The sequence below is a fragment of the Streptosporangium sp. CA-115845 genome, assembly GCF_050943795.1.
Taxonomy (GTDB): domain Bacteria; phylum Actinomycetota; class Actinomycetes; order Streptosporangiales; family Streptosporangiaceae; genus Streptosporangium.
The window spans coordinates 8,301,780-8,327,525 of record NZ_CP191988.1 but is presented as its reverse complement, the minus strand read 5'-3'; the positions used below and the strand labels follow the sequence as shown (position 1 = coordinate 8,327,525).

Genomic DNA, 25,746 nt, shown 5'->3' with positions numbered 1-25,746 from the left:
GCATGAGCAGGCACACGCTCTCCGTGCTGGTGGAGAACAAGCCCGGCGTGCTCGCGCGCGTCGCGTCGCTGTTCAGCCGCCGGGGGTTCAACATCGACTCGCTGGCGGTCGGGCCGACCGAGCACGCGGACATCTCCCGGATGACCATCGTGGTCAGCGTCGCCGACCTGCCGCTGGAGCAGGTCACCAAGCAGCTGAACAAGCTCGTCAACGTGCTGAAGATCGTGGAGCTCGACCCGGCGCAGTCGGTGCAGCGCGAGCTCACACTGATCAAGGTGCGGGCCGACGCGGACAACCGCTCCAGCGTGCTGGAGCTGGTCAACCTGTTCCGGGCGCGCTGCGTCGACGTCTCCTCGGACGCGGTGACCATCGAGGTCACCGGCACGCCGGACAAGCTACAGGCCTTCATCAAGGTCCTTGAGCCGTTCGGCATCAAGGAGCTCGTCCAGTCGGGCATGGTGGCCATCGGCCGCGGCGCCCGTTCCATCACCGACCGTTCTCTCCGGGCCCTGGACCGGACCGCGTAACGCACCCGAGAAATCCGAAAGGTTAAGCAAGTGACTGAGATCTTCTACGACGACCAGGCCGACCTGTCGATCATCCAGGGCCGGCACGTCGCCGTTCTGGGATACGGCAGCCAGGGCCACGCCCACGCGCTCTCGCTGCGCGACTCCGGGGTGGACGTCCGGGTCGGTCTGCCCGAGGGTTCCAAGAGCCGGGAGAAGGCCGAAGCCGACGGCCTGCGGGTGCTCACGCCCTCGGAGGCCGTCGAAGAGGCCGACCTGACCATGATCCTCGCGCCGGACCACATCCAGCGCCACCTGTACGCCGACCACGTGGCCCCGAACCTGGTCGAGGGCGACGCGCTCTTCTTCGGGCACGGCCTGAACATCCGCTACGGCCTCATCGAGGCGCCGGAGGGCGTGGACGTGGCCATGGTCGCCCCCAAGGGCCCCGGTCACCTTGTGCGCCGCCAGTACATCGCGGGCCGCGGCGTGCCGTGCCTCGTCGCGGTGGAGAAGGACGCCAGCGGGAACGCCCTGGACCTCGCCCTGTCGTACGCCAAGGGCATCGGCGGCACCCGCGCCGGCGCGCTGAAGACGACCTTCAAGGAGGAGACCGAGACCGACCTGTTCGGTGAGCAGGCCGTACTCTGCGGCGGCGTGTCCGAGCTGATCAAGGCCGGTTTCGAGACCCTGATCGAGGCGGGCTACCAGCCCGAGGTCGCCTACTTCGAGTGCCTGCACGAGATGAAGCTGATCGTCGACCTGATGTACGAGGGCGGCATCCACAAGATGTACTGGTCGGTCTCCGACACCGCCGAGTACGGCGGCTACTCCCGTGGTCCGCGCGTGGTGACGCAGGAGACCAAGAAGGAGATGCAGCGCATCCTCGCCGAGATCCAGTCCGGCGAGTTCGCCAGGGAACTGGTGGAGGAGTTCGACAGCGGCCAGAAGAGGTTCACCGCCTACCGCGAGGAGCTCGCCGAGCACCCGATCGAGAAGACCGGTGCCAAGCTCCGCCCGATGATGAGCTGGCTCAAGTAGAGCCTGTACGGCCCGCGCCCCCGCGACGAGTTCACGTCGCGGGGGCGCGGGCCGTTCCGGTGAGAATGGCCGACCGGCTCTCCCACCCTGGCCGGGGCGGGAGAGCCGGTCGGACGCCGGGTCCGGCCGGGCTGAGCGCCCGCCCGGATCCGGTGCCCGGTGCTGCTCAGTGCTTGGCGAAGACCTGGGTCCAGTAGATGCTCTTGGAGTTGTTGGCCACGCCCACTCCGAGGTGTGTGTAGGCGCAGTTCATGATGTTGGCCCGGTGACCGGAGCTCTTCATCCAGCCCTTCAGCACCTCGGCAGGGGTGCGATAGTCGATCGCGATCTTCTCCGCCCAGGCGCGCATCGGGCTGAACCCGCTCGCCTTGATGCGGGCGGTCAGATCCCTGCCGTCCGGCGAGATGTGGCTGAAGTAGTTCCTGGCGGCCATGTCGGCGGAGTGGCCCTGCGCGGCCGAGCGCAGCCGGGGGTCGGAGACGAGGGGAGCGCAGCCGCCCTTCTGCCGCTCGGCGTTGGTCAGGCGCACCACCTCCTCGGAGACGGCGGACCCTCCTCCCGGTGCGGGGGTGGGCGCGGTGGTGGTGGGGGCCGGGGCGGTGGAGGTCGGGGTCGGGGTGGCCGCGGGGGAGCAGGCGAGCCTGACGGCCTTGGAACGGCCGACGTTGCCCCGGTAGTCGGTGACGACGGAGTAGTAGACGCCGGGGGCGCACGCCAGTCTCACGGTCACCCGCCCGTTGGTCCCGCGCAGGGAGGCGCTCTTGACGACCGGGTCGGCGCCGGCCACGGCGCGCTTGACGCGGATGCGGACCAGCGCGGTGTCGTCGCAGCCCAGCCGTGCGGCGGAGGCCTGGATCCGTCCCACCGCGGTGACGTACGGCTTGGCGGCGTACACGCGGCACTCGGCGAAGGGGGCGGCCGCGGCGTGCGCGGTGGCGATCGGCGTGCTGAGGGCCGCCAGGCTCCCGAGGCACAGCAGTACCCCTAGCGGTCTGCGCATGTCGGTTCCTCCAGTTGGTGAGACGCTGGACGGTTCCGCATTCTGTCGGGGACGGATCGGCCTTGTCAGCAAATTACCGACATTAATTATGGGCTCCAGGTAAACCGGAGTGATCACATAGGCGTCTGGGGCCGCTGATGCACCGGTCCATATCGGGGGCGATCTACCCCGGGAAGTCCCTTTGTAGCCTGCATGGGCTGGATATTCATGACATCGGCCGGTATGGAGATCGGCTGGGCCGGGTGGGATGAAAGGGGCGCCTCGAAAGCGGGAGGGAAAAATATTCACGTTCTCTGGGCCTACCAAGCGGTCACTCGCTGCGATTGAATATGGCATGATCTCCCCGGCACCCACCCCCGCCCTCGTCACCGTGCCGCGCGGCGTGCGCATCGGCTACGGTGTCGGCTCAATCTGCACCGCGACCTTCTCCACCGTCCCCGGGCTGCTGCTGCTCTTCTACATGACGAACGTGCTGGCGGTTCCCGCCTGGATCGCCGGGCTGGTGGCCTTCCTCCCCAAGCTCTGGGACATGTTCATCAACCCCTGGGTGGGCCAGCGCTCCGACCGGACGGTCTCCCGCTTCGGGGCCCGCCGCCCGTGGATGCTGCTGGGCGCGCTCATCCTGCCGGTGACCTTCGCGCTCACCTTCGCGGGACCTCCGCTCACCGGCCTGTCCGCCGCGCTGTACGTCGGCCTCTGCTACTTCCTCACCGCGACGGCCTACGCCTTCTACGAGGTGCCGTACAAGGCGATGCCGGCGGAGATGACCGACGACTACCACGAGCGCTCCTCCCTGCTGCAGTGGAAGATGGTCTTCGTCGGTCTGGGGATCCTGCTCTCCGGGGCCGTCGCGCCGGTGATCGCGGGCACCGAGGTCTCCGGCTACCGGACCATGGGGCTGGTCGTCGGCGCGGTGCTGCTGCTGTCGATGCTCGCCGCCTTCTTCGGCACGGCCCGCGCCCCGATGGTCGCGCGGGCCGAGGCGGAGCCGTCGCTCGGCGCCCAGTTCACCGCCGCCCGCTCGAACAGGACGTTCATGGTGCTGCTCGGGCTGAGCTGCGCCCAGATGCTCGCGGCCGGGATCATGCTGGCCGGCGCGCCGTACTTCGCCACCTACACGCTGGGTGATCCGGCGGCGACCACCACGCTCTTCGTGAGCCTCGTCGGCCCGCTGCTGGTCACCATGCCGCTCTGGGTCTGGCTGTCCAAGCGTTACGACAAGCGTGGGGCGATGATCCTGTCGTCGGCGCTGTTCACGACGGGCACCGTCGGGATGGCCTTCTCGGGGCCGCTCGGTTCGGCGTACGCGCACGCCTGCGTGCTTCTCGTCGGCATCGGTTACGCGGGTTTCCAGCTGCTGCAGTTCTCGATGCTCTCGGACGTGATCGTCCATGACACGCTGGTCACCGGAAAGCGGCGTGCGGGGGTGTTCACCGGGCTCTGGACCGCCGCCGAGACCGTGGTCTTCGCGTTCGGCGCGTTCATCCTCGGCTGGCTGCTCGGCGCGACCGGATTCGTGGAGTCCGACCCCGCCACACCGGTCGCGCAGCCCGAGTCGGCGACCACGGCCGTGCTGTACGGTGCGACGCTGCTGCCCGCGCTGCTGATGGTGGTCGGCATCCTGCTGACCATGCGCTACACCCTGACCGCGGAGAAGCTCAGGGAGGCCGGGGCCGGGGTGACCGAGGTGGCGGAGACCGAGGCCGGAGCGGCGGAGAACCAGGCCGACTGAGGAGGATGACCGGGTCCGGTTCGGGGTGATCGCGGCCCGGACCCGGGAGGGCCGGGCGGTGGGGTCATGACAACAGCTGAGGCGTGATCATCAGGAAGCCGCAGTCGCCGAAGGAGACGACGTCGCCCGGCCGGACCTTCGCCGGGCCGACCAGGCGCCAGTCGTTCAGCCGAGTGCCGTTCAACGAGCCGAGGTCGACGAGGACCCAGCCGTCCTCGTCGCGGCGGAGCTCGGCGTGCACCCGGGAGACGGTCAGGTCGGCGAGGACCAGGTCGCAGGCGGAGCCCCGGCCCACCACGTAGCGGGTCCGGTCGTCGGCGGGCAGCGCCAGCCTGGGCAGCCTGGGACGCCGCCAGGCCGACTCCACCCGCTTGGTGAAGTCGGAGGCCGAGGCGACGACCTCGGTGACCATGCGGCGGAACCGGCCGCGTTGCGGCAGGTCGGCGACGAGATTGTCGAGTTCGCCCTGGTTGCGTGCGCGCAGGGCCATATCGACGCGGCCGAGGAACGTTTCGTGCGACAGATGCCCCTCGACAGCACGGTCACGGAGCTCGTTGATCGCACGATCGCGATCCCCGTCGGAGGCGCGGGACGGGGGATGCGTCGAGCTCATCCTCCGAGTATCGGCCCCAAGGGCGGAACCTGTCCAGAATATGCAGATCTCTTGCAACTGGCATACTGGGTATGCATACTCAGTATGCATGGCGATCCGACAAGGGCTCCTCGCCCTGCTGAGCCAGGGACCTCGCTACGGCTACCAGTTGCGCACCGAGTTCGAGGCGTCGACGGGGGCGACCTGGCCGCTCAACATCGGCCAGGTCTACACGACGCTCTCCCGGATGGAACGTGACGGCCTGGTGAGTCCCGGCGAGCAGGACGAGCAGGGCCGGGTCGTCTACTCGATCACCGAGGCCGGTCGGGCCGAGATGGAGCGATGGTTCGGCACCCCCGTCGTCCAGTCGGACCGGCCTCGGGACGAGTTGGTCATCAAGCTCGCGATGGCGGTCACCGCCGCCGCGGACGTACGGCCGATCATCCAGGCCCAGCGCACCGCGACCATGCGCACATTGCAGGAGTTCGTCCGCGCCAGGCGCGCGAACGTCGAGAGCTCCGCCCAGCGGCTGGTGCTCGACTCGATGATCTTCCAGGCCGAGGCCGAACAGCGCTGGCTCGATCACTGCGAGGCCGTGCTCACGGCCTCTCCCGAGCCGCGGACTCCCTGACCGCGGCTCCCCAGGACACAAGCCTCGAACGCGGATCCCGGACACGGGGTCTCGACGCGGGCCCTCCAGACGTAGGAGACAGACAGTTGACATCCTTCCCATGCTCACATCCGGTGCTCCGCACGCCGGAGGGATCCAGATGACCGTCGGCCCCGTCGTGCGGCTCGCCGAGGTGACCCGTACGCACGGTGAAGGTCCGCAGGCCGTGACGGCACTGTGCGGGGTGAGCCTCGACGTCGAGGCCGGAGAGCTGGTCGCGGTGATGGGCCCCTCCGGGTCGGGCAAGTCCACCCTGCTCAACCTCGCCGGCGGCCTCGACCTCCCCACCTCCGGATCGGTGACCGTCGAGGGCACGCCGCTGGCGAGCCTGTCGGTACGGGAGCTCGCCGGGCTCCGGCGCAGGCACGTGGGCTACGTCTTCCAGGACCTCAACCTGATCCCCTCGCTCACCGCGCTGGAGAACGTGACCCTCCCCCGAGAGCTGGACGGGGTCGCCTTCAAGGTCGCCCGCCGAGAGGCGCTGGAGGTGCTCGCCGAGGTCGGCGTCGGCGAGGTCGCCGACCGCTTCCCCGACGAGATCTCCGGCGGCCAGCGCCAGCGGGTCGCCATCGCCCGCGCGCTGGTCGGGGAGCGGCGACTGCTGCTGGCCGACGAGCCCACCGGCGCGCTGGACACCCCGACCGGCGACGACATCCTCCGGCTGCTGCGCACCCGCTGCGACGCGGGAGCCGCCGTGCTGCTCGTCACCCACGAACCCCGCTACGCCGCCTGGGCCGACCGGGTGGTCTTCCTGCGCGACGGCGAGATCGCCGACTCCACCGCCGTCCCCCTGGAGAGTGCCCGATGAGCGCGCGGACGGACACCCGGCCGCGAGGCGGGAGGAACACGTGAGCGCCCTGCTCGCCGCGTTACGGATCTCCCGCAGGGACGCCCTGCGGGCCGGCGGCCGCAGCGCGCTGATCATGCTGATGATCGGCCTGCCCGTCCTCGTCATCACGGGTTTCCTGACCCTGGCCGAGACCGCCGACATCAACCCTCGCGAGGGCCTCACCGCGAATCTCGGCACGGCCGATGCCCGGATCTGGGCCACCGGGCTACAGGGGGAGGTGAGGCAGGACATTAGAGGCCGGATGTGGTCGACAGACGGCGAGCTCAATGGCCGTGCGCGGTCCTGGACGCAGGCCGAGCTAGGAAAGCTCCTCGGGCCCGGGGGCCGGTTCCTCCCGGCGAACGAGGGCAGCGTCGACTACCTGGCCGCCGACGGCCGCGACCACGTGAGCGCGCGCGAGGTGGACCTGCGAGACCCGCTGACGACGGGAATGTACCGCCTGGTCGAGGGCCGGTTCCCGGCCTCCGCCCAGGAGATCGCGGTGACCCCGGAGCTACTGGGGCGGGGGGCTCGCCTCGGCGCGACGTTGGAGGTCACCCGGGGCAGGAAACCGATGAGGGTCGTCGGTGTGCTCGAGCACCCGCACCGGACCCGTGCCACGGAGATCGTCGGGCTCCCCGGCACCCTGCTCTTCGCCCAACCCGGCACCCAGGGCACCAACTGGCTGGTCGACACCCCGGGACCGGTCACCGGGGCCGTCGTCCAGCGGTTGAACGCGGTCGGACTCCTGGTCCAGTCCCGCGCCGTCATCGAGAACCCGCCCGACCGCGACTGGTTCACGCCTTCGGGCAATGAGGACCAGCAAGTGGCGATCGGACTCGCCGGGGTCATGATCGTGCTGGAGGTGGTGCTGCTGGCCGGCCCCGCCTTCGCGGTCGGCCTCCGGCGCCGCCGCAGGGAACTCGCGCTGATCGCCGCCCAGGGCGGCTCGCCGAGGCACCTGCGCCTGATCGTCCTCGCCGACGGCGTCGTTCTCGGCGGCGGGGCCGCGGCGCTCGCCCTGGTCCTCGGCGTGGGCCTGGCGTCGCTCTCGGCCGCGCTGGAGGCGGGCCGGCTGATCGGCGCGATCGGTCCCCTGGAGATCCCCTGGCTGCCGATCGCGGGCATCACCCTGCTCGGCGCGGGAAGCGGGCTGGTCGCCGCCCTGGTGCCCGCCGTGCAGGCGGCCCGTCAGGACGTGGCGGCGGTGCTCGGCGAGCGCCGGAGCATGGTGCGCGACCGGGTGGGCCGCCCGGTGCCGGGCCTGATCCTCCTCGCGGCCGGAGCCGCGGCGACCGTCCTGTCCATCAGGTACAACGTGGTCTGGGTCTTCGCCGCCGCGGTCCTCACCCAGTTCGGGCTGGTCGCGCTGGCGCCTAGGCTGGTCAGGAGTGCCGCCGCCCTGGCCGCCCGGCTCCCGCTGCCCTTCCGGCTGGCCGCCCGCGACGCCTCCCGCCACCGGGGCCGCACCGCGTCCGCCGTCGCGGCGGTGATGGCCGCCACGGCCACGGTCGTCGCGGTCGGCATCGCGGTGAACAGTGGCTTCGCCCAGAACCGGGACGCCTTCCAGGCGGCCGTTCCGGCAGGAACCACGACGATCGAGAGCAGCGACCTCGACGATGACCGCTGGGCCAAGGTGAGGGCCGCCGTCGAGCGGAGGCTGCCGGGGGTGCCCCTGATCGAGGGCGTCAAGGTCCGGGGCGCTGGAGACCTGACCCTTTGGGAGACCGGCGAGAGGCGGAGGGCGCCCTTCTACGGAAACCTCCCCGTCGGGGACGAGCGGCTGCTGCTCCTCGTGCAGGGACGGCGGGATCCGGTGGCCTCGGCCGCGTTCGCCTCGGGAAAGGCGGTGGTGTTCGACCCGGAGCTGGTGCGGGACGGGAAGCTCGTCATGAGCCTGTACACGTACCGAGACCAGGCCACGGAGCTCCGCGAGATCACGGTCCCCGCCGTCGTGGCCAAGGCCGCCGATCCCCGGCACGCCGTCGCGGTGCTGCCGATCGCCGCCGTACGGAACGCCGGGCTGAAGACCGAGCCCCGCGCCCTGTACGTCGACCCGGCCGAAAACCGGCTCACCGAACGGCAGGGAGTGGTGCTCGAATGGGAACTCGCGGACGTGGTTCCCGGGGCCAACCTCAACGTCGTGGTCGAGCACGGATTCCTGGGCGACGTCACCTCCCCGATGTGGCTGCTCCTGGGCGCGGCGGTCATCCTGGTGCTGGGCGGCACGTTCGTCGCCACCGGGCTCGCGGCGGCGGACATGCGGCCCGACCTCACCACGATGGCCGCCGTCGGGGCACCGCCAGGCACGCGCAGGCTGGTCGTCGCCGGGCAGGCCGGATTCATCGCGGGGCTCGGCGTGCTGATCGGCGCGGTGGCCGGTGCCGTGACGGGAGTCGCCGCGACCTGGCCCCTGACGGCTCGGACATACGGGGTCTTCCTATCGCGGGCCGGTGAGATCTCACTCCTCCCACCGGGGGTGCCGACGGTCGAGATCCCCTGGCTTCTCCTCGCGGCCGTGGTGATCGGCCTGCCGGTGCTGGCGGCTCTGCTGGCGGGGGCGTTCACCCGTACCGGGGTGACCCTGACCCGCAGGACCGGTTAGCGCCCGCGGCGGTCTCCTTCCGGTCCCGCAGGACCGGAAGGAGACCGCGCGTCTCGCGGCCCCGGCATCAGTCGGTGACGTCGGCGCAGACCACGTGCGCGCCCAACTCGACCATCCGCTGCTCGCTGCGGGCGTCGGCGACCCTGGCCATCAGGATCGGCGCCTCGCTCGCGGCGAGCTGTGGCAACCGGGCGCGCACCCCGCGATGGATGTCCCTGACCACGTCCTCGGCCGCCGACATGTGCACCTTCACGTGCAGCATGATTCCCGGGGCGCCGGAGGAGGTGCTGGCCTGGGAGATCCACACGTGATGGACGAGCGGGTAGTCGACGAGCAGGTGCGAGATCGCGGCGCGCAGCGCGGGCAGGATCGGGTGTTCGCACCGCCGGTAGCCGGGATCCACCATCTGCATCGGCCCCGACAGATGGGGCCGGGGCGCGGGGATCCACGGCTGGGCGGGCGCGGCGGGCACCGGCGTTCGCTGCGGGCGCACCGGCGCGGGACGCGAGACCGTGGCCATCGCCCCGGTCGCGTACGCCGTCGGCGTCGCACTCGACAGCACGGACGCGGAGCCGCTGCGCTTCGAGAGCAGGTAGCGCTGGAGATCCTCGATCGGCACGGCCGCGGCCGCGGGGCCCGCCGCGTCGATCACTATCTCCCGCACGCCGGTGACCCGCTGGATGTCGAGGACCGTGTCGGCGTCGCACGCCGACAGCGAGTGGCCGCCACGGTGCCGCGCGTAGGTGTCCGCCGAGGTGTACCCGAGCAGGACACGCTCACCGGCCTGCGTCGTGCCGAGCACGACGGATCGGTCAGGTCGCACGGCGACCAGGAGTCCCCATTCGGCAAGCGCCGCCAGCAGCCGGTGCGGCTCGCCGTGCTGCGCGAGTACGTTGCCGAGAGCGGGGTTCCCGATGCTCATATGAGGAACGATAGGTAGTGACCCACGGCTTATCAGGGTAATCGCGAAGTTTTCTTAGGATCAAGACCAACTTGAATTTTGGCGCATGGGATGTGTCAGGGGCGGGTACCGGCGTACTGGATCATGGAGGCGGTCGCGTCTCGCATCTCGGGACACTCGTGAATACGTTCACAAGCGCCGATAGACTACGTGAGGTCCGTGCACCCTCACCGCCTAGTAAGGATCCAGCCTGTGAACAAGCCCGTCGTACTGGTCGCCGAGGAACTTTCCGAGGCCGGTCTCGCGGTCCTGGGCGCGGACTTCGAAGTCCGCCACGCCGACGGCGCCGACCGTGCCCAGTTCCTGCCCGCGCTCGCCGACGTGGACGCGCTCATCGTGCGCAGCGCCACGCAGGTCGACGCCGAGGCGATCGCCCACGCGCCCAAGCTCCGCGTCGTCGCCCGCGCCGGTGTCGGTCTGGACAACGTCGACGTGGAGGCCGCCACCAAGGCAGGCGTCATGGTCGTCAACGCGCCGACCTCCAACATCACCAGCGCCGCCGAGCACACCGTCGCGCTGATCCTCGCCTCCGCCCGCAACGTCGCCCAGGCGCACTCCGCGCTCAAGGGCGGCGAGTGGAAGCGCTCGAAGTACACCGGCGTGGAGCTCGACGAGAAGGTCGTCGCCATCCTCGGTCTCGGCAAGATCGGCCAGCTGGTCGCGCAGCGCCTCCAGCCGTTCGGCGTCGAGCTGATCGCCTACGACCCCTACCTGCAGCCGGCCCGCGCCGCGCAGATGGGCGTCCGCCTGGTCACGCTGGAGGAGGCCCTGCGCGAGGCCGACTTCATCACGGTGCACCTGCCCAAGTCCAAGGAGACCATCGGCCTCATCGGCGACCGGGAACTGCACGCGGTCAAGCCGAACGTCCGCCTCGTCAACGTCGCCCGCGGCGGCATCATCGACGAGAACGCCCTCTACTCCGCGATCAAGGAGGGCCGCGTCGCCGGGGCCGGCATCGACGTGTTCCCGAAGGAGCCGGTCACCGACAGCCCGCTCTTCGAGCTCGACCAGGTGGTCGTCACCCCGCACCTGGGCGCCTCCACCCACGAGGCCCAGGAGAAGGCCGGCACCCAGGTGGCGCGTAGCGTGAAGCTCGCCCTGGCCGGGGAGTTCGTGCCCGACGCGGTCAACGTCCAGGGCGGCGCCGTCGCCGAGGACGTCAAGCCGGGTCTGCCGCTGGCCGAGAAGCTCGGCCGGGTGTTCACGGCTCTCGCGGGCGAGGTCGCCACCAAGCTGGACGTCGAGGTGCGCGGCGAGATCGCCGCCCACGACGTCCGCGTGCTGGAGCTGGCCGCGCTCAAGGGGGTCTTCACGGACGTGGTCGAGGACTCCGTCACCTACGTCAACGCCCCGCTGCTGGCCAAGGACCGTGGCGTCTCGGTCGAGCTGGTCACCAGCGCCGAGAGCCCCGACTGGCGCAACGTCGTGACGGTCCGCGGCGTCCTCGCCGACGGCCGCGCGGTCTCGGTCTCCGGCACCCTGTCGGGTCCCCGGCAGGTCACGAAGATCGTCGAGGTCAACGGCTACCAGATGGAGATCGAGCCGACCGACCACCTGTCGTTCTTCACCTACACCGACCGCCCCGGCGTCGTCGGCGTGGTCGGCCGCATCCTCGGCGACCACTCGATCAACATCGCCTCGATGCAGGTGGCCCGGGACGTCAAGGGCGGCAAGGCCCTCATCGCGCTCACCGTCGACACCGCCATCCCGGCCGACGTGATCGACCAGATCGGCGCGGAGATCGGCGCCGACAGCGGCCGCTCGGTCGACCTGGCCGACTAGGCCCTGTCCCGCGGATCTTGCCGTGGCGAGGATCGGCCAGGCGGTGTCTCGCAAGGCGGAGGAGGGAGCCGCAGCCGTGCTGCGGTGACCGACGACAACGCGGCGAGGCGCCGCCTGGCCGTAGTGGGCAAAAGATCCAAGGGACAGGGCCTAGGAGGCTGGTGTTTTTCGCGCGAAGTAATCTTGGTCCCTCCACCAAGCCGTCAAAAACGGTGAGGATCGGGAGCACACACTCCACTTGGAGGCCGAATCTGCCTCCGGAACGGACGCTCTGTGGGTGTGACGCTCCACCATGATCGCTAAGCGGCCGTTTAACACCAGCCTCCTAGGCCCGGTAGGCAAAGGATCCACCGAGGTGGCCGCCGCCCCGCACCGTGGGGCGGCGGCCACCTTTCGTCTCGGTATGTGAGAAGTGTGTACGCCGGGCGAGACGGCGTTCCGGCCGCCAGGTAGCCTGAGATGAAGTGCGCCAGGTCCAAGCCTGCCGCGACGGGGCCTGACAGGGGTGGGCCGGCAATTCTCCGGCGCCACGCCCCAGATCGCCGGTCCGTGATCCGGACCCGTGACACCAGGCCTGGTCGGAGCCCTGATCGGAGTCTCGACCACTGCCCCTGCTCGCATGCGACCGAGACGAGATTCGCCATGTACGACATGTATCCCTGGAACCACGCGGAAGAGGTCAAGGACGAGGCCGCCGAGGCGCTCCAGACCGCCCTGGACCGCCGGGACAACGGTGGTTCTCCCATCCGCTGAACCCGTTCCCGGTGCCGGCGGGGTTCCCGCGGCCGATCAGCCGGCGTGTCTCATCCGCCGGTCGCGATCTCGATCTGCTCGGTCAGCTTGACCCCCTGCGGATCGGGGCGCACCGCGCCGACGAAGGAGGACCGGCGCCAGGCGCTGAGCTTCTCCTCCTTGACCACGTCGCCGCTCCGCGGGGCGTGGACCATGTAACCGGGTCTGGTGATCATGCCGACATGGCCGAGGCCGCTGAAGAAGGCCAGGTCACCGGCCTTGAGGTCCTTCCAGGCGATCTTCTTGGAGAAGGCGGCGTACTGGTCGTTGGTGACGCGGGGCAGCTTGATCCCGGCGGCGCCGTAGGCGCGGAGCATCAGGCCTGAGCAGTCGAAACCGCCGTTGCCGGTGCCACCCCAGACGTAGGGCGTGCCGCGCTTGGACATCGCCCACTTCACGGCCTTCTGCCAGGCGGGCCTGGGGGTCGCGCTCTTCAGTGCGGCCTTCAGCCTGACGGTGCCGAGCGGGGGAGCTTCGGGGGAGGGGAGAGGGGAGGCGGCCAGTGCCGCCGTCGGCGCCATGGCCGAGGCCGCGAACACCGCGGCGCCTGAGACGAGGATGGACAGGACACGGGAGTACATCTTGCCGGACAGGATGATTCCTTCCATAAGGCCGGCCGGGTGAGCTGTCGGGCTCGGGCGTGGAGGCCGCCCTACGGCGCGAGAGCACGCCGATTCGCCCCAAGGAATCCCGTGATGGCGGCCGGGAGCGCGCTCCGGGGCGGAGCGAGGTTCCCGGGGGGCCCGGTGGATTCCGGAAAAAGTGGTTCCCCGGCTCCGTACGGGCCGGTAAGGGGATGGTCCGTACGGATTAGGCATCAATGTGAATGGGGAGGACGATAACGAAACCTCACGAAACGGTCAATAGGGAGCAAAAAAGGACAAAGTGATCACATGGGCGGACGCGCGGACACGTCCGAAGAGTGAGACCGGTGTTCGATCACCGAGACGGACAGGTAAGGTGCCTGCATGGATTCGCGTAACATTCGCCTGGCGGTCATCCCCGGGGACGGGATCGGAGCCGAGGTCGTCACCGAGGGTCTGAAGGTCCTCGAAGCGGTCGGCACCAAGGTGGAGACCACCACGTACGACCTCGGGGCCAAGCGCTACCGCGAGACCGGCGAGACCCTGCCCGACCCGCTGCTCGACGAGCTACGCGGATACGACGCGATCCTGCTCGGCGCGGTCGGCGACCCCAGCGTGCCCCCGGGCATCCTGGAGCGCGACCTGCTGCTCAAGCTCCGCTTCCAGCTCGACCACTATGTGAACCTCCGCCCGGTCAAGCTCTTCCCCGGCGTCGAGACGCCGCTGGGCAAGGCCCGCCCCGAGGACATCGACATGATCGTCATCCGGGAGGGCACCGAGGGCCCCTACGCCGGTGCCGGAGGCGCCATGCGCCGCGGCACGCCGCACGAGATCGCCACCCAGGAGTCGCTGAACACCGCCTACGGTGTCGAGCGTGTGGTGCGCTACGCCTTCGAGAAGGCGGTGACCCGCCCCCGCAAGAAGCTGACGCTGGTCCACAAGACCAACGTGCTCACCTACGCCGGTGACCTCTGGGCCCGTACGTTCGACCGGGTCAGCGTGGAGTACCCCGAGGTTCAGACCGACTACTGCCACGTCGACGCGGCCTCGATGTTCTTCGTCAGCCAGCCGGAGCGCTTCGACGTGATCGTCACCGACAACCTCTTCGGTGACATCCTCACCGACATCGGCGCGGCGATCGCCGGTGGCATCGGCCTGGCGGCCAGCGGCAACGTCAACCCCGACCGCACCGCGCCGAGCATGTTCGAGCCGGTCCACGGCAGCGCCCCCGACATCGCGGGCCAGGGCAAGGCCGACCCGACCGCCACCATCCTGTCGGTCGCCATGCTCCTGGACCACCTGGGGCTGGCCGGCGAGGCGGCCCGGGTCGAGCAGGCCGTCGCCGACGACCTGCTTGAGCGGCTGGCCGGCTGGGCCGGCCGGACCACCCAGGAGATCGGTGACGACATCACCGCACGAGTAGCCGGCTGAGGAAGCCGCCCCCTCGATCCTGACGCGCCTGGCGGCTCCTACGAGCCGCCGGGCGCGTTTTGTTTCCCGCGCACTGCCGGTTTTCGGCATGGATGCAGTAGTTTCCCGTTACCCGGTCCAACGCAGAATGGACCCGAGGGTAAGCCAGACATCAAGATAAGGATCCGCGTCATGACCACCGCTCAGAAGCTCAGCTTCGACGTGCAGCTCTCCGACCACGCTCGCACCGCGGCCGAGCGCGAGCAGGTAATGGTGGCTCCGGGGTTCGGCCAGGTCTTCACCGATCACATGATCTCGATCGACTACACCGAGGGCGAGGGCTGGCGCGACGCCCGGCTCATGCCGTACGGCCCGCTCAGCCTCGACCCCGCGACCGCGGTCTTCCACTACGCGCAGGAGCTCTTCGAGGGCATGAAGGCGTACCGCCAGCAGAACGGCGCGATCGTGACGTTCCGCCCGGAGGCCAACGCCGCCCGCTTCAACACCTCCGCGCTGCGGATGGCCATGCCCGAGTTGCCCGAGGAGACGTTCGTCGAGTCGCTGGAACTGCTCGTCCAGACCGACCGCGAGTGGGTGCCGACCACGCCCGGACACAGCCTCTACCTGCGCCCTTTCATGATCGCCACGCAGCCTGCGCTCGGGGTCAACTACCCCTCCAGGACCTACAAGTACATGGTGATCGCCTCTCCGGCGGCGGCCTACTTCGGCGGCGGGCGGGCGGTCAGCGTCTGGCTCTCCACCGAGTACACCCGCGCGGCCCCCGGCGGCACCGGCTTCGCCAAGTGCGGCGGCAACTACGCGGCGGCCTTCGTGGCCCAGCGCCAGGCCGTCGAGCAGGGCTGTGACCAGGTGGTCTGGCTGGACGCGGGCGAGCACCGCTACGTCGAGGAGATGGGCGGGATGAACCTGTTCTTCGTCTACGGCGACCGCCTGCTGACCCCGGCGCTCACCGGTACGCTGCTGCCGGGCATCACCCGCGACTCGATCCTCGCCCTGGCCGGCGACCTCGGCCTGCGGGCGGAGGAGGGGCGGCTGTCGATCGAGGAGTGGCAGCGGGGCTGCGAGTCGGGCGAGCTCACCGAGGTCTTCGCCTGCGGCACCGCCGCGGTCGTCACCCCGGTCGGCTCGGTCAAGGGCGCCGACCGCGCCTGGACGATCGGCGACGGCACCCAGGGGCCGGTCACCGGGCGGATCCGTGAGGAACTCGTGGGCATCCAGTACGGTTCCCGCCCGGACCCGCACAACTGGGTCCACAAGATCTGCTAGCCCCGCGTTTCGCGTGCGGCCCCGATTGACCCGGGGCGGTTACCTACGGTGTTGGCTCTTACGCGGCATCTGACCCGGGATGATGCCCCACATGCGCGAAGTGGGGCAGCGCGGCGACAGGTGCCGCCAAGGGGCGCGAGGAGACCTGGCCAACACGTCTACGGTCGGTTACCTCGGTGGCAGCCGGAGGAGGCCGGGTCTCCGCCTGGCAGGGCCTCCTCCGTGAGCGGGTCTATCCTTCGATCAGCTTGCCGGTGTCGACCGTGAGGTTCCACGGCGCGGGCAACTCAAGAGGCTTGCCGATCGACTCGGTGATCTCGTCGGCGTAACCCTCCGGGCCCGGTCGGCTGAGCAGCCTGAAACGGTTCGCGAAGGTGTCGATCACCAGGTAGAGCGGGACTCCCGCGAGTGCGCAGGCCCGCGGCTTGACCACATGGTCATCGTGAACGCTGCTCGGGGAGACGACCTCTGCGACCAGCAGCGTGGCGTTCGCGTACACATGGCTGGGATCCCAGAGGCGAGGGTTCGGGGGAACGACGATGAGGTCGGGTTCGAAGCGGTCCGCCTGCACCTGAAGGAGTAGCTTGGCTTCCGGGTAGACGCGCCATCCTTTCTCCATGGAGAACGGTATGAGCTGGGCCATGAGCTGGTAAACGACGTCGGCGTGAGCGATCGTGGGCATCTCCCTCACCACGATCCGGCCATTGATGATTTCGATTCGATGCTTCTCGAACCGCTCGACGAGCTCCAGGTAGAGTTGCTCGAGCTCGCTCTGATCGGTGATCTGGTAGGCGATCGATCTTTCCATGAGTAGTCCCACAGGGTCATCCTTCCCTCCGTGCGGGTGGGCGCAACGTGTTCTGCACATCACTTAAAGTAATCGAAAAGGTTTGCGCCCGTCCCGGATTCGGAAAAGTTCTCGTCAGTGCTTTCGAATCATGGTGAGGCCGTCGGCGATGGGGAGCATGATCGAGGTGACCCGCCCGTCGGCGCTGACCATGTCGTTGAACTCGCGGATGTGCCTGACCGTCTCGTCGTCCCTGCCGGGGTCGGCGACGTGGCCGCTCCACAGCGTGTTGTCGACGAGGATCACCCCGCCGGAGACCAGTCGCGACATCAGGATCTCGTAGTAGACGGGGTAGTTGACCTTGTCGGCGTCGATGAACGCCAGATCCACCCCGGGATGGTCGGGGAGCTCGCGCAGCCGCTCGGCCGCCGGGCCGATCCTCAGCTCGATGCGGTCGGAGACCCGCGTCTTCTCCCAGTATCTCCGGGCCACCGCCGTCCACTCCTCGCTCACGTCGAAGCAGGTGAGCCGGCCGCCGGGGGCGAGCCCGCGGGCGAGGCAGATGGAGGAGTAGCCGGTGAAGGTGCCCACCTCCACCGCGTTCCCGGCGCCGCCGATCTGGGCGATCATGGTGAGGAACCGCCCCTGGTCGGGGGAGATCTGCATTCCCGCGCTGTCGCCGGTCAGCTCGCGGGTCTCGACGGCGAGCGCGTCGAGGACGTCGTCGGGCAGGGTGGTGTGCGCGAGCAGATACTGCCCCACGGCGGGGTCGAGGTAGGTCGCCTTCATGGGCCTCATTCTGGTCGGTACGAGGTGGTCGCGGAGGGTGAACCCGAGCCGTGTCGGCGGGTCGCCGGTCTCAAATCCTAAGATCGATGTGTCAGATGCTGTCAGCGTGTGGCAGACTCCAAAGCATCATGTTCTACGGTCTGCTCATTATCGGCAGGCGCGCTGGCTGAAAAGGGACACCGCCAGCGCGCAGACCTCTCACGTCCGTGAGGGGTCTTTTTGTTTCTCGGAGCCGAATGAGCGCGCGGCGAATCATCGAACCGCGAAGGAGAACGACATGGCCGACGACCGCTTCCACGTGTACGACACGACCCTCCGTGACGGAGCCCAGCAGGAGGGGCTCAACCTCACGGTGGCCGACAAGCTGGCCATCGCGCGCCACCTGGACGGCCTGGGCGTCGGTTTCATCGAGGGTGGCTGGCCGGGGGCCAATCCCAAGGACACAGAGTTCTTCAGGCGAGCTCAAACAGAGCTCGACCTGAAGCACGCGCAGCTCGCCGCGTTCGGCGCGACCCGCCGGGCAGGTGTGAAGGCAGCCGACGACCCGTTGGTGGCCGCGCTGCGCGAATCCGGCGCGCCGGTCGTGACCCTTGTCGCCAAGAGTCACGACCGGCACGTGGAGCTGGCCCTCCGCACGACCCTGGAGGAGAACCTCGCGATGATCCGCGACACGGTCTCCCACCTGCGCGCGGAGGGACAGCGGGTCTTCCTCGACGCCGAGCACTTCTTCGACGGCTACAAGTCCAACCCGGCGTACGCGCTGGAGGTGCTGCGCACCGCCGCCGAGGCGGGAGCCTCGGTCATCGCGCTCTGCGACACCAACGGGGGCATGCTCCCCGACGAGCTGGCCGAGGTCGTGCAGGCCGCCGTCGGCACGTCCGCCAGGATCGGCATCCACTGCCACGACGACACCGGCTGCGCGGTCGCCAACTCCCTGGCCGCGGTGAAGGCGGGCGCGACCCACGTGCAGGGCTGCGCCAACGGTTACGGGGAGCGCTCGGGCAACGCCAACCTGTTCACGGTCGTGGCCAACCTGCAGCTCAAGCGGGGATTCGATCTGGTGCCGAGGGAGGCGCTGGCCGACATGACCAGGATCGCCCATGCGATCACCGAGGTCACCAACGTCACCCCCAACTCCCATGCCCCCTACGTCGGGGTCTCCGCCTTCGCGCACAAGGCCGGGCTGCACGCCAGCGCGATCAAGGTCGATCCCAACCTCTACCAGCACATCGACCCCGCCGAGGTCGGCAACGACATGCGCATGCTCGTCTCCGACATGGCCGGGCGCGCCTCGGTCGAGCTCAAGGGCCGCGAGCTGGGCTACGAGCTGGCCCCCGACACCTCGCGGGAGCTGGTGACGCGGGTCAAGGAGATGGAGTCGAAGGGCTACACCTTCGAGGCCGCCGACGCCTCCTTCGAGCTGCTGCTCCGCGACACCGTCGCGGGCGAGCGCAGGCGTCACTTCCAGGTCGAGTCCTGGCGAGTGATCGTCGAGCGGACCCGCGGTGGCGAGCTGGTCAGCGAGGCCACCGTGAAGCTGCACGCCAAGGGCGAGCGGATCGTCGCCACCGGCGAGGGCAACGGTCCGGTCAACGCCCTCGACCGGGCCGTACGGCAGGGACTTGAGCGGCTCTATCCCGAGCTGGCGGGGGTCGAACTGATCGACTTCAAGGTGCGCATCCTGGAGGGCACGCACGGCACCGACGCCGTCACGCGCGTGCTGATCACCTCCAGCGACGCGGCCGGGGAGTGGTCCACCGTCGGTGTCGACGAGAACATCATCGAGGCGTCCTGGCAGGCGCTGGAGCAGGCCGTCACCTACGGCCTGCTGCGCGCCGGCCACACCGGCTGAGACGACCCCCGAGGGCGCGCACGGAAACGCTCCGGAGGGCGTGGCCGGGCGGCTCGGGAACCGGCAGGGGCAGGTTCGGGGGTCGCCCGGCAGGGCCGCCCCCCTGACCCGGCGGGCGCGAGCGGCCCAGAGCGCCCCCGGCCGGGTCGGTCCTGCCGGGGGCGAGGCCGTCAGGAGAGGTCGGCGCCGCCGACGCGGAAGCTCACCGGGCCCTCGGAGGTCTCCACACTGACCTTGCCCCCTGCGCAGGAGAGCGACGGCGTGCCGGTGCCGGGCACCAGCACGGTCAGCACCGAGTTGCCCGAGGCGGGGGCGACGACCGCGGGCGCGGGGTGCCTCTGCAGGTAGGCGGAGGAGACCCAGCCCTGGTAGGGGTTCTTCTGGCCGCGGATCACCTTGAGCCCGCCGACCGGCTTGCAGGAGGGCATCGAGACCTGCACGAGCGTCGCCTTCCAGCCCGCCTTGTCCTTCACCACGACCTGGCCGCCGCTGTTCGAGACGGTGGACAGTTCGCGGGAGAAGTGCCAGATGTTGCGGACCGAGGAGCCCTTGGGGACCGTGTCCAGCACGGCCATCAGGTCCCGCTCGTGGTTGACGAGCACCGAGCGGGTCCTGGGCACGCCGTAGGCCCTGTCGGTCAGCCGGTAGCTCTGCCGCTCGGACCCGATCGAGGATCTGCTCAGGCTGGTGGCGGTCTTGCCGCGGAACCTGGCCCCGGACACGATCGAGGTGTTGTGCGCCTCGGCCGACATCGTCCAGTGCCGGTAGCCGCTGTTCTCGTACGAGTCGAAGCCGACGTCGACCAGGACGTCGCGGCCCTGGGCGTAGTAGGTCACGCCCAGGTGGTCCTCATGGCCGTGGTACTTCATGCCGGGTCCGAAGCGGATGGAGTAGAACGCCGACTCGGGCTTGTCCCAGGCGGTGCGCCCGTAGACGTAGCCGTTACCGAACACCCGCACCGTCTTCTTCGGGTGGGAGTAGCCGACAGGCCGCACGTCCGCGCCGCCGTCGCCGATCGGGACCATGAACCCGTCGGGCTGGGTGGAGTGGGAGATGAAGTCCTCCATCGACTCCCAGCGGCGTGAGATGTCGGCGGGCACCTTCCGCCCGCACGACGTGATGTTGTCCATCGCGACCTTCAGCCGCTCGTAGACGTAGATCGCGTAGCGGGGGGCCTGCTCGCGCAGCGCGCCCTGGGAGTCGACGTCGAGCTTCACGGTCTCGGTGAGCCGCCTGATCGCGAGGCTGGACCACTGATCCCGGCCATAGCGGCAGCCGATGCCGAGCAGTGCGATGTCCTGGTCGATGCCGTGGTTGTGACCCTTCTCATACAGCTTCGGGTCCGACAGCATCTTGGCGTGCTCGGCCAGGCTGCGGGAGAGCCACGACTCGTTGACGTGCTTGCTGAGGCAGACCAGCGCGGGGGCGCGCAGCGCGATCGGGTGCTCCTGCCAGGCGTACGGGCTGGCCCCCGCGCCGCCGCGGGGGTTGTCGGCCACCCAGTCCTTGGCGATCTCGACGGCCCGCGCCAGGTACGCCTCGTTGCCGTTCGTCTCGTAGTCGGCGACGAGGCGGCCCATCCAGCGCAGCGAGTGGAAGACCATGCTCCAGGAGCGGTTCCGGTAGGGGTCGGTGCGCCAGTCGACGTTCTTGCCGATCTTCACCGGGGCCAGGTCGAGGAAGGCGACCTCGCCGTTCATGATGTCCGCCGCCGTCGGCGTGGCGGGCAACCAGTCACCCTGGCACTCAGCGGTGCGTTTTACCTCCCGCGCCTCCGCGGTACCGGCCGTGGCGCCGCAGGTCGTCAGGAGGACAAGGGAGAGAGCGAGTGCTTGTGTGCGGCGGCGCACGCCAGTTCCTTCCGGGCCGAGCGAGGGGAATGGATCATGCTGTCCGAATCCCACCAAATCGGTCAAGTCGGGATGGGTGCTTCCGGGACATCGTTAGCAACTAGATGCGGGTTTCCCAGGTTTCCCGGCGCGGGTGGCCTGATCCTGCCGGTCGATGTCCCCGCGGCCACTCGCGGGCGTAACCGCGTTTCGGCAGGCTGGGCGACATGAGACTCGCAGACATCGTGATCCCCGACACACCGGCCGCCCGCGGCGCGCTGGAGGTGGCGACCGCCTACTGCTCGCCCGCCCTGCTCAACCACTCCGTGCGCGCCTACCTGTGGGCGGCGGCCTACGGTGCGATGAACGACATCGCCTTCGACGCCGAGCTGCTCTACGTCGCGTCGATGATGCACGACATCGGCCTGGTCAAGGAGTTCGACAGCCACACCGTGCCGTTCGAGGAGGCGGGAGGCCACGTCGCATGGGTCTTCGCCGCCGGGGCCGGATGGCCCGTCGAGCGCCGCGTGCGCGCGTCGGAGATCGTGGTACGCCACATGTGGGACGGCGTGGACCCCGGGTGGGATCCCGAGGGGCACCTGCTCGAACTGTCCACCGGTCTGGACATCTCCGGGCGGCGGTCGGAGGACTTCCCCGCCGGGCTCCGGGCCGAGGTGCTTGAACGTTACCCCAGGCTGGGGATCGGCCCGGAGTTCGCCGGGTGCTTCGCGGACCAGGCCGCGCGCAAGCCGGACAGCCTGGCCGGGCGGTTCGTCCGCTCGGGGATCGCCGAGCAGATCGCCGCCAACCCCCTGGACCGCTGAGCGGGTAGGCCCCGCTCCCGGAAGCGAGGGGAGCGGGGCCTACCCGCTCGGTGCGGACTCGGACGGGATCGTCCGATCGTCTCGGAACCCGGCCGGAGCCGGTCGGGCGCCCTCGGCGAGCGATCAGGCTCCAGGCGCGGGCCCGGTGCTCTGTACGACTTCAAACGACCACAGCTCGGCCCCGGAGGCCGCCGGGCCCTGCCCGTGCCCGTGCCCGTGACCCTGGCCCTGACCGGCCTCGGCGGCGGCCTGGGCGTGGCCCCGCTGGAAGGCCTGGCTCTCGGTCCAGCGCTTGAAGTCCTCATCGGAACGCCAGCGGGTGTAGACCAGGTAGCGGTCGGTGCCGTCCACCGGGCGGAGCAGTTCGAACCACTCGAACCCGTCCGCGGACTCGACCACTCCCGCCCGTCCCGAGAAGCGGCGCTCCAGCTCCTCGCGCATCTCCGCGGACACTGTCAGCACGTTTATCTTCACGACCGAAGGCACATCGTCTCCTCGAAGCGTTGGTTTCCCTGATCACCCTATGATCGGCGCTTCGTCAGGTGACGGTCCTGCGGGGGTGCGGCGCGTCCCCCAGGCTCACCCGGGCGACCGCGGGTATGCGCTCGGTCTCCAGGGTCTGGCGTATGTGCGGGATGACCACCCCGCTCAGCTGCTCGCGGACCGCGCTCATCGGCGCGTCCTCGGCGACCGCCACCCGCATCCGTACGGCGGGGTGCTCGCTCGTGCCGACCATCGCGGCGGTGGCGCCGATGATCGAGGGATGCGAGCCCGCCTCGGCGGCCGCCGCGTCGGTCACGCTGTGCGCGTCCACCTCGGTGATCCCGGCGGGACCGCCGTCCAGGCGGATGCCGCTCAGCCTCCGGCGGCGTCCCTGGACCAGCAGCCAGCGCAGGCCGAACAGCGCGAGCACGATCGCCGCCGCGGCGACCACCCACCACAGCCACGGGTCGTAGCGGGCGAACGCCGCACGCGTCTGGGCGTCCACGAGCGGTCCGTGGGCGGGCGCCACGGCCGGGGAGAACGCCCCCGCGCCGCGCGCCATCGCCAGGGCGCTCAGGGCCATCAGCGCCAGTCCCACGAGCAGCAGCCCCAGCCGGTTGCCCCGGGCGGTCTTGTCGTCCATGGCGCTCACTTCCCTCGCAGGTGCACGTGGACGGGATGGTTCCAGACGGGGGAGAGCGCGGCGATCCGCATGGTCACCGCCTCCCGTACGGCGTCGGCCAGTCCGGTGGTGTCCCGGACGCCGCTGCGGGCGTTCACGCGCACGGTCTTTCCCACCAGCCGTACCTTGGCCTGCTCCACCCCCCGCACCCGCTCGGCCGTGTGGGCCAGCGACCGGGTGAAGCCCCGGCGCTGCATGCCGATGACCAGGTCCTTGTCGCCCGTCCGCACCGGGATCAGCGTGGGCCGCCCCGGGATGAGCGCGAACAGCACCAGCAGCAGGCCCAGCAGGCCGACCAGGCCCGCGCCCGCCATCACCTGCCGGTCGTTCCACGGCGTCGACGACGCCCAGGCGAGCATCCGGTCATAGGGCAGCAGGCGCAGCGGGTGGCCGGCCAGGGCGGAGATGACCTCCAACGCCACCAGGACGCCGATCGCCGTCATCACCACGGCGGTGATGACGGCGGGGACCACCCGGCGCGGGCGGAAGGCCCTGACCGCCGCGCGGTCCGCGGAGGCGTTCCTCGCCACCTCGCCGGGTGCCCGCGGCGCGGACGGCTCCACGAACGCCGCGCCGGGTGCGGCCGGAATCTCCTCGGTCGGCCCCGTCTCGGAGACATGCTCGGAGAAGGGCTCGGCCGGGCCGGGAGTCTGGGAGGTCATTGCCCTTCCTCCCGCGACGGGACGTCGGTCCCGTGGGTCGTCGCGTCCGGTGTCCGGAAGTCGGGCCGGTTCCCGCCCTCGGCCGGCGAGGTCTCATCCGAGGTCTCCCGCGAGACCTCGTAGGAGGTCTCGGGCGGGCTCTCCGGAGCGCGGATCACGTTGGTGACGTCGATGTCGATGTAGCCGACGTCCATGCCGGTCAGCGTCATGACCCGTTCGGCGACGTGGCGCCGGACCTCGTCGGCCACCTCGCGGATCGGGGCCGGATACTCCATGGTCACGTCCAGCTGGAGCGTCGCGAGCGTGCCGTCGACGGCGGCGCGGGTGCCTCCGCGGAAGGACAGCGGCCCCCGCTCGCCGACCTTCCGCACCCGTGCCACCTCCCTGGCCGCACCGGCCGCGATGCGCGACACCACCCGGTTGGATATGTCGGTTCTGCCGCGTAGTTCGGCCGGTACGGCCTGCTGTGACGGCTGGGCGGGTACGGCGGGCGGCGCGGACCGCCCGGTCTCGGCCAGGGCGGAGCCCGTCCGGCCGGCGGGGAGGTCACCCGGGGGCGCGGCCGCTCCCGAGGAGGCGGCGTGGTGCTCGACGGGGGTACTCATCGCCGTCTCGCCGAGATCCGGGACAGGTTGACCTCGCCGACCTCCGCGAAGTGGCCGAGGAGGAATCCGACGGCGCCGAGCACGAGCACCAGCAGGAATGCCCAGAAGCCGCCGAAGGCTCCGGCGAAGCCCAGCAGAACGCCGACGATCGTGCCGAGCACAGACCACACTGGGAACTTGTTCATGTCAAACCTCCGATATGGACATTCACCGGCAGGTCATCCGCCAGCGGGGCGACCGCCGCACGTACCTCGTCGGCGATCTCCGGCAGCGGGCGCCCCAGCCTGACGACCACCGAGATCTCGATCCCGTCCTCATGCAGCGCGACGCCGGGCACCCTCTCGCCGGGCAGGTAGGTCGCCACCGTCCCGAACGGGCCGCCCGACAGGTCGACGACATCGGGGCAGCGCCGTACGGCGTCGGCTATCCCGTGCGCGAGACCCGCCTCCCGGCCGGCCGGTTCCCGCTCAGCGGCCGCGGCCGGTTCCTCCCGAGGCGGACCCGCCGTCTCGCCCGGTGTGGAGGCCGTCGTGCGAGCCGGGGCCCGTGGTCGCTGGGCGGGTACGGCCCCCGCCGGGGCCTGAGTGGCGGGCGGGTGGACCGGGTGCTCCGGCTTGTGCGCGGGCATGGCGGTCGCCGGGGTCGGATGCTCCGGTCCGTGCGCCGGGGTGGGCGGCCGGTGGGCCGGGTCACCCGGGTTGTTCGCGGGCGCGGCCGTCCGGCGGCCGGATCCCGCCGTCACCGGACGCGTCCTCTCCTCGCGGGCCGGGTCCTCAGGCCCGCGCACCGGATCGCTCACTGGACGCGCGGCCCCGGCTCGGACGACTCCTCCGAGGAGTCCTTGTCCTGGCCGGGCATGTGGACGTCGGAGACCTTGATGTTGACCTCGGTGACCTCGAGCCCGCACATGCGCTCGATCGCCGTGATCACGTTGCGGCGTACGGCGGCGGCCAGGTCGGGAATGGCCATGCCGTACTCGACGACCACTTCGAGGTCGGCGGCGGCCTGACGCTCGCCCACCTCGACGGAGACCCCCTGGGTGATGTTCTGGTCGACGCCGACCATGCCGCGTACCGCGCCCAGGGCTCGCGCGGTGCTCGCGCCCATGTTGTGCACGCCGGGAATCTCCCTGGCCGCCAGGCCCGCGATCTTCGCTACGACGCCGCTCTCGATGGTGGTGGTTCCCTTGGGAGTGACCAGGCCACCCTGGGATCCGGGACTGTCGGTGCGCGCCCGGGGCACGGATACCTCGTCACCCTTGGGCCTGTTCACCGTGCTGGCTTCAGTCACGTCCATTCCTTCCCCCGAGGGAAGACCTTCTGGCTCCCCGATGCTGACAGAAACGGTCATACCCCCCACATGAACAGCAATCAGGACATACTTATTTTTAACTCAATCGTGGTCGTATCGGGAAAATAGGTTTTATGGGTATTTTTAGGTGC

At 70.0% G+C, this 25,746-nt stretch carries 25 protein-coding genes and 1 riboswitch; of the genes, 11 read left to right on the top strand and 14 right to left on the bottom strand.

Annotated elements, in window-relative coordinates; all coding sequences use genetic code 11:
• Positions 1 to 2: 2 nt before the first annotated feature.
• On the top strand, positions 3 to 527 hold the full coding sequence (ilvN, locus tag ACQP0P_RS39780) for an acetolactate synthase small subunit (RefSeq protein WP_343969953.1): 525 nt from the start codon (positions 3 to 5) through the stop codon (positions 525 to 527).
• 39 nt (positions 528 to 566) lie between these two features.
• Positions 567 to 1,547 (top strand): ketol-acid reductoisomerase, encoded by a 981-nt coding sequence (ilvC, locus tag ACQP0P_RS39775; protein WP_433382333.1) that lies wholly within the window; start codon positions 567 to 569, stop codon positions 1,545 to 1,547.
• Between the two features lie 166 nt (positions 1,548 to 1,713).
• Here ilvC and ACQP0P_RS39770 read toward each other — a convergent pair whose 3' ends face one another.
• Entirely contained in the window at positions 1,714 to 2,547 is an 834-nt protein-coding gene (locus ACQP0P_RS39770) for a CAP domain-containing protein (RefSeq protein WP_433365917.1), read from the bottom strand.
• Between the two features lie 334 nt (positions 2,548 to 2,881).
• Between ACQP0P_RS39770 and ACQP0P_RS39765 the strand changes: the two genes are divergently transcribed.
• Complete coding sequence (locus tag ACQP0P_RS39765) at positions 2,882 to 4,279, top strand: MFS transporter (RefSeq protein WP_433365914.1); 1,398 nt, start codon at positions 2,882 to 2,884, stop codon at positions 4,277 to 4,279.
• A gap of 64 nt (positions 4,280 to 4,343) precedes the next feature.
• Here ACQP0P_RS39765 and ACQP0P_RS39760 read toward each other — a convergent pair whose 3' ends face one another.
• Positions 4,344 to 4,892 (bottom strand): FHA domain-containing protein, encoded by a 549-nt coding sequence (locus ACQP0P_RS39760; protein ID WP_433365911.1) that lies wholly within the window; start codon positions 4,890 to 4,892, stop codon positions 4,344 to 4,346.
• Between the two features lie 88 nt (positions 4,893 to 4,980).
• Here ACQP0P_RS39760 and ACQP0P_RS39755 point away from each other — a divergent pair, with 88 nt between their 5' ends.
• From ACQP0P_RS39755 to ACQP0P_RS39745, 3 genes are all read left to right on the top strand, one after another.
• Complete coding sequence (locus tag ACQP0P_RS39755) at positions 4,981 to 5,502, top strand: PadR family transcriptional regulator (RefSeq protein ID WP_433365909.1); 522 nt, start codon at positions 4,981 to 4,983, stop codon at positions 5,500 to 5,502.
• A gap of 139 nt (positions 5,503 to 5,641) precedes the next feature.
• Complete coding sequence (locus ACQP0P_RS39750) at positions 5,642 to 6,349, top strand: ABC transporter ATP-binding protein (protein WP_433365906.1); 708 nt, start codon at positions 5,642 to 5,644, stop codon at positions 6,347 to 6,349.
• Positions 6,350 to 6,389: 40 nt separating this feature from the next.
• Positions 6,390 to 8,975, top strand: a complete 2,586-nt coding sequence (locus ACQP0P_RS39745; protein WP_433365903.1) for an FtsX-like permease family protein — start codon at positions 6,390 to 6,392, stop codon at positions 8,973 to 8,975.
• A 67-nt stretch (positions 8,976 to 9,042) separates the two neighbouring features.
• On the opposite strand, the gene ACQP0P_RS39740 is transcribed toward ACQP0P_RS39745, so the two are convergent.
• The gene (locus ACQP0P_RS39740) at positions 9,043 to 9,897 is read right to left on the bottom strand and encodes a hypothetical protein (RefSeq protein WP_433365900.1); all 855 of its coding nucleotides are present in this window, start codon (positions 9,895 to 9,897) and stop codon (positions 9,043 to 9,045) included.
• A gap of 231 nt (positions 9,898 to 10,128) precedes the next feature.
• Between ACQP0P_RS39740 and serA the strand changes: the two genes are divergently transcribed.
• A complete protein-coding gene (serA, locus tag ACQP0P_RS39735; protein WP_433365897.1) occupies positions 10,129 to 11,718 on the top strand; it encodes a phosphoglycerate dehydrogenase in 1,590 nt (529 codons plus the stop codon).
• 803 nt (positions 11,719 to 12,521) lie between these two features.
• Here serA and ACQP0P_RS39730 read toward each other — a convergent pair.
• Positions 12,522 to 13,118 carry a C40 family peptidase gene (locus ACQP0P_RS39730; RefSeq protein ID WP_433365894.1) on the bottom strand — a complete coding sequence of 199 codons (597 nt, stop codon included), beginning with the start codon at positions 13,116 to 13,118 and terminating at the stop codon, positions 12,522 to 12,524.
• A riboswitch (cyclic di-AMP (ydaO/yuaA leader) is annotated at positions 13,106 to 13,337 on the bottom strand. (Overlaps the previous gene by 13 nt.)
• 141 nt (positions 13,338 to 13,478) lie before the next feature.
• On the opposite strand from ACQP0P_RS39730, the gene ACQP0P_RS39725 reads away from it, so the two are divergent.
• Positions 13,479 to 14,525 (top strand): 3-isopropylmalate dehydrogenase, encoded by a 1,047-nt coding sequence (locus ACQP0P_RS39725; protein ID WP_433365891.1) that lies wholly within the window; start codon positions 13,479 to 13,481, stop codon positions 14,523 to 14,525.
• 171 nt (positions 14,526 to 14,696) lie between these two features.
• Positions 14,697 to 15,791: a branched-chain amino acid aminotransferase gene (locus ACQP0P_RS39720; protein ID WP_433365888.1), complete on the top strand. Its 1,095-nt coding sequence runs from the start codon at positions 14,697 to 14,699 to the stop codon at positions 15,789 to 15,791.
• A 232-nt stretch (positions 15,792 to 16,023) separates the two neighbouring features.
• Here ACQP0P_RS39720 and ACQP0P_RS39715 read toward each other — a convergent pair whose 3' ends face one another.
• Together ACQP0P_RS39715 and ACQP0P_RS39710 are read right to left on the bottom strand one after the other, a co-directional pair.
• Positions 16,024 to 16,599: a Uma2 family endonuclease gene (locus ACQP0P_RS39715; RefSeq protein ID WP_433365885.1), complete on the bottom strand. Its 576-nt coding sequence runs from the start codon at positions 16,597 to 16,599 to the stop codon at positions 16,024 to 16,026.
• 114 nt (positions 16,600 to 16,713) lie between these two features.
• The gene (locus tag ACQP0P_RS39710; protein WP_433365882.1) at positions 16,714 to 17,367 is read right to left on the bottom strand and encodes an O-methyltransferase; all 654 of its coding nucleotides are present in this window, start codon (positions 17,365 to 17,367) and stop codon (positions 16,714 to 16,716) included.
• A 277-nt stretch (positions 17,368 to 17,644) separates the two neighbouring features.
• Here ACQP0P_RS39710 and cimA point away from each other — a divergent pair, with 277 nt between their 5' ends.
• Positions 17,645 to 19,219, top strand: coding sequence for a citramalate synthase (cimA, locus tag ACQP0P_RS39705; protein WP_433365879.1), 1,575 nt, complete (start codon positions 17,645 to 17,647; stop codon positions 19,217 to 19,219).
• A 170-nt stretch (positions 19,220 to 19,389) separates the two neighbouring features.
• Here the strand turns inward: cimA and ACQP0P_RS39700 are convergent, their stop codons facing one another.
• Positions 19,390 to 21,069 (bottom strand): heparinase II/III family protein, encoded by a 1,680-nt coding sequence (locus tag ACQP0P_RS39700; RefSeq protein WP_433365877.1) that lies wholly within the window; start codon positions 21,067 to 21,069, stop codon positions 19,390 to 19,392.
• A gap of 206 nt (positions 21,070 to 21,275) precedes the next feature.
• Here ACQP0P_RS39700 and ACQP0P_RS39695 point away from each other — a divergent pair, with 206 nt between their 5' ends.
• A complete protein-coding gene (locus ACQP0P_RS39695) occupies positions 21,276 to 21,872 on the top strand; it encodes an HD domain-containing protein (protein WP_433365874.1) in 597 nt (198 codons plus the stop codon).
• A 123-nt stretch (positions 21,873 to 21,995) separates the two neighbouring features.
• On the opposite strand, the gene ACQP0P_RS39690 is transcribed toward ACQP0P_RS39695, so the two are convergent.
• The 7 genes from ACQP0P_RS39690 to ACQP0P_RS39660 form a co-directional block, all read right to left on the bottom strand.
• Positions 21,996 to 22,313: an antibiotic biosynthesis monooxygenase family protein gene (locus ACQP0P_RS39690; RefSeq protein WP_433382330.1), complete on the bottom strand. Its 318-nt coding sequence runs from the start codon at positions 22,311 to 22,313 to the stop codon at positions 21,996 to 21,998.
• Between the two features lie 97 nt (positions 22,314 to 22,410).
• Positions 22,411 to 22,998, bottom strand: a complete 588-nt coding sequence (locus ACQP0P_RS39685; protein ID WP_433365872.1) for an alkaline shock response membrane anchor protein AmaP — start codon at positions 22,996 to 22,998, stop codon at positions 22,411 to 22,413.
• Between the two features lie 5 nt (positions 22,999 to 23,003).
• The gene (locus ACQP0P_RS39680; RefSeq protein WP_433365869.1) at positions 23,004 to 23,699 is read right to left on the bottom strand and encodes a DUF6286 domain-containing protein; all 696 of its coding nucleotides are present in this window, start codon (positions 23,697 to 23,699) and stop codon (positions 23,004 to 23,006) included.
• Positions 23,696 to 24,304, bottom strand: a complete 609-nt coding sequence (locus ACQP0P_RS39675) for an Asp23/Gls24 family envelope stress response protein (RefSeq protein WP_433365866.1) — start codon at positions 24,302 to 24,304, stop codon at positions 23,696 to 23,698. Before ACQP0P_RS39675 ends, ACQP0P_RS39680 begins: the two co-directional genes overlap by 4 nt.
• Positions 24,301 to 24,489 (bottom strand): hypothetical protein, encoded by a 189-nt coding sequence (locus tag ACQP0P_RS39670; RefSeq protein WP_399525317.1) that lies wholly within the window; start codon positions 24,487 to 24,489, stop codon positions 24,301 to 24,303. Before ACQP0P_RS39670 ends, ACQP0P_RS39675 begins: the two co-directional genes overlap by 4 nt.
• Positions 24,486 to 25,046: a hypothetical protein gene (locus ACQP0P_RS39665; protein ID WP_433365862.1), complete on the bottom strand. Its 561-nt coding sequence runs from the start codon at positions 25,044 to 25,046 to the stop codon at positions 24,486 to 24,488. Before ACQP0P_RS39665 ends, ACQP0P_RS39670 begins: the two co-directional genes overlap by 4 nt.
• Positions 25,047 to 25,099: 53 nt before the next feature.
• Entirely contained in the window at positions 25,100 to 25,600 is a 501-nt protein-coding gene (locus tag ACQP0P_RS39660; protein WP_433365859.1) for an Asp23/Gls24 family envelope stress response protein, read from the bottom strand.
• Positions 25,601 to 25,746: the final 146 nt, after the last annotated feature.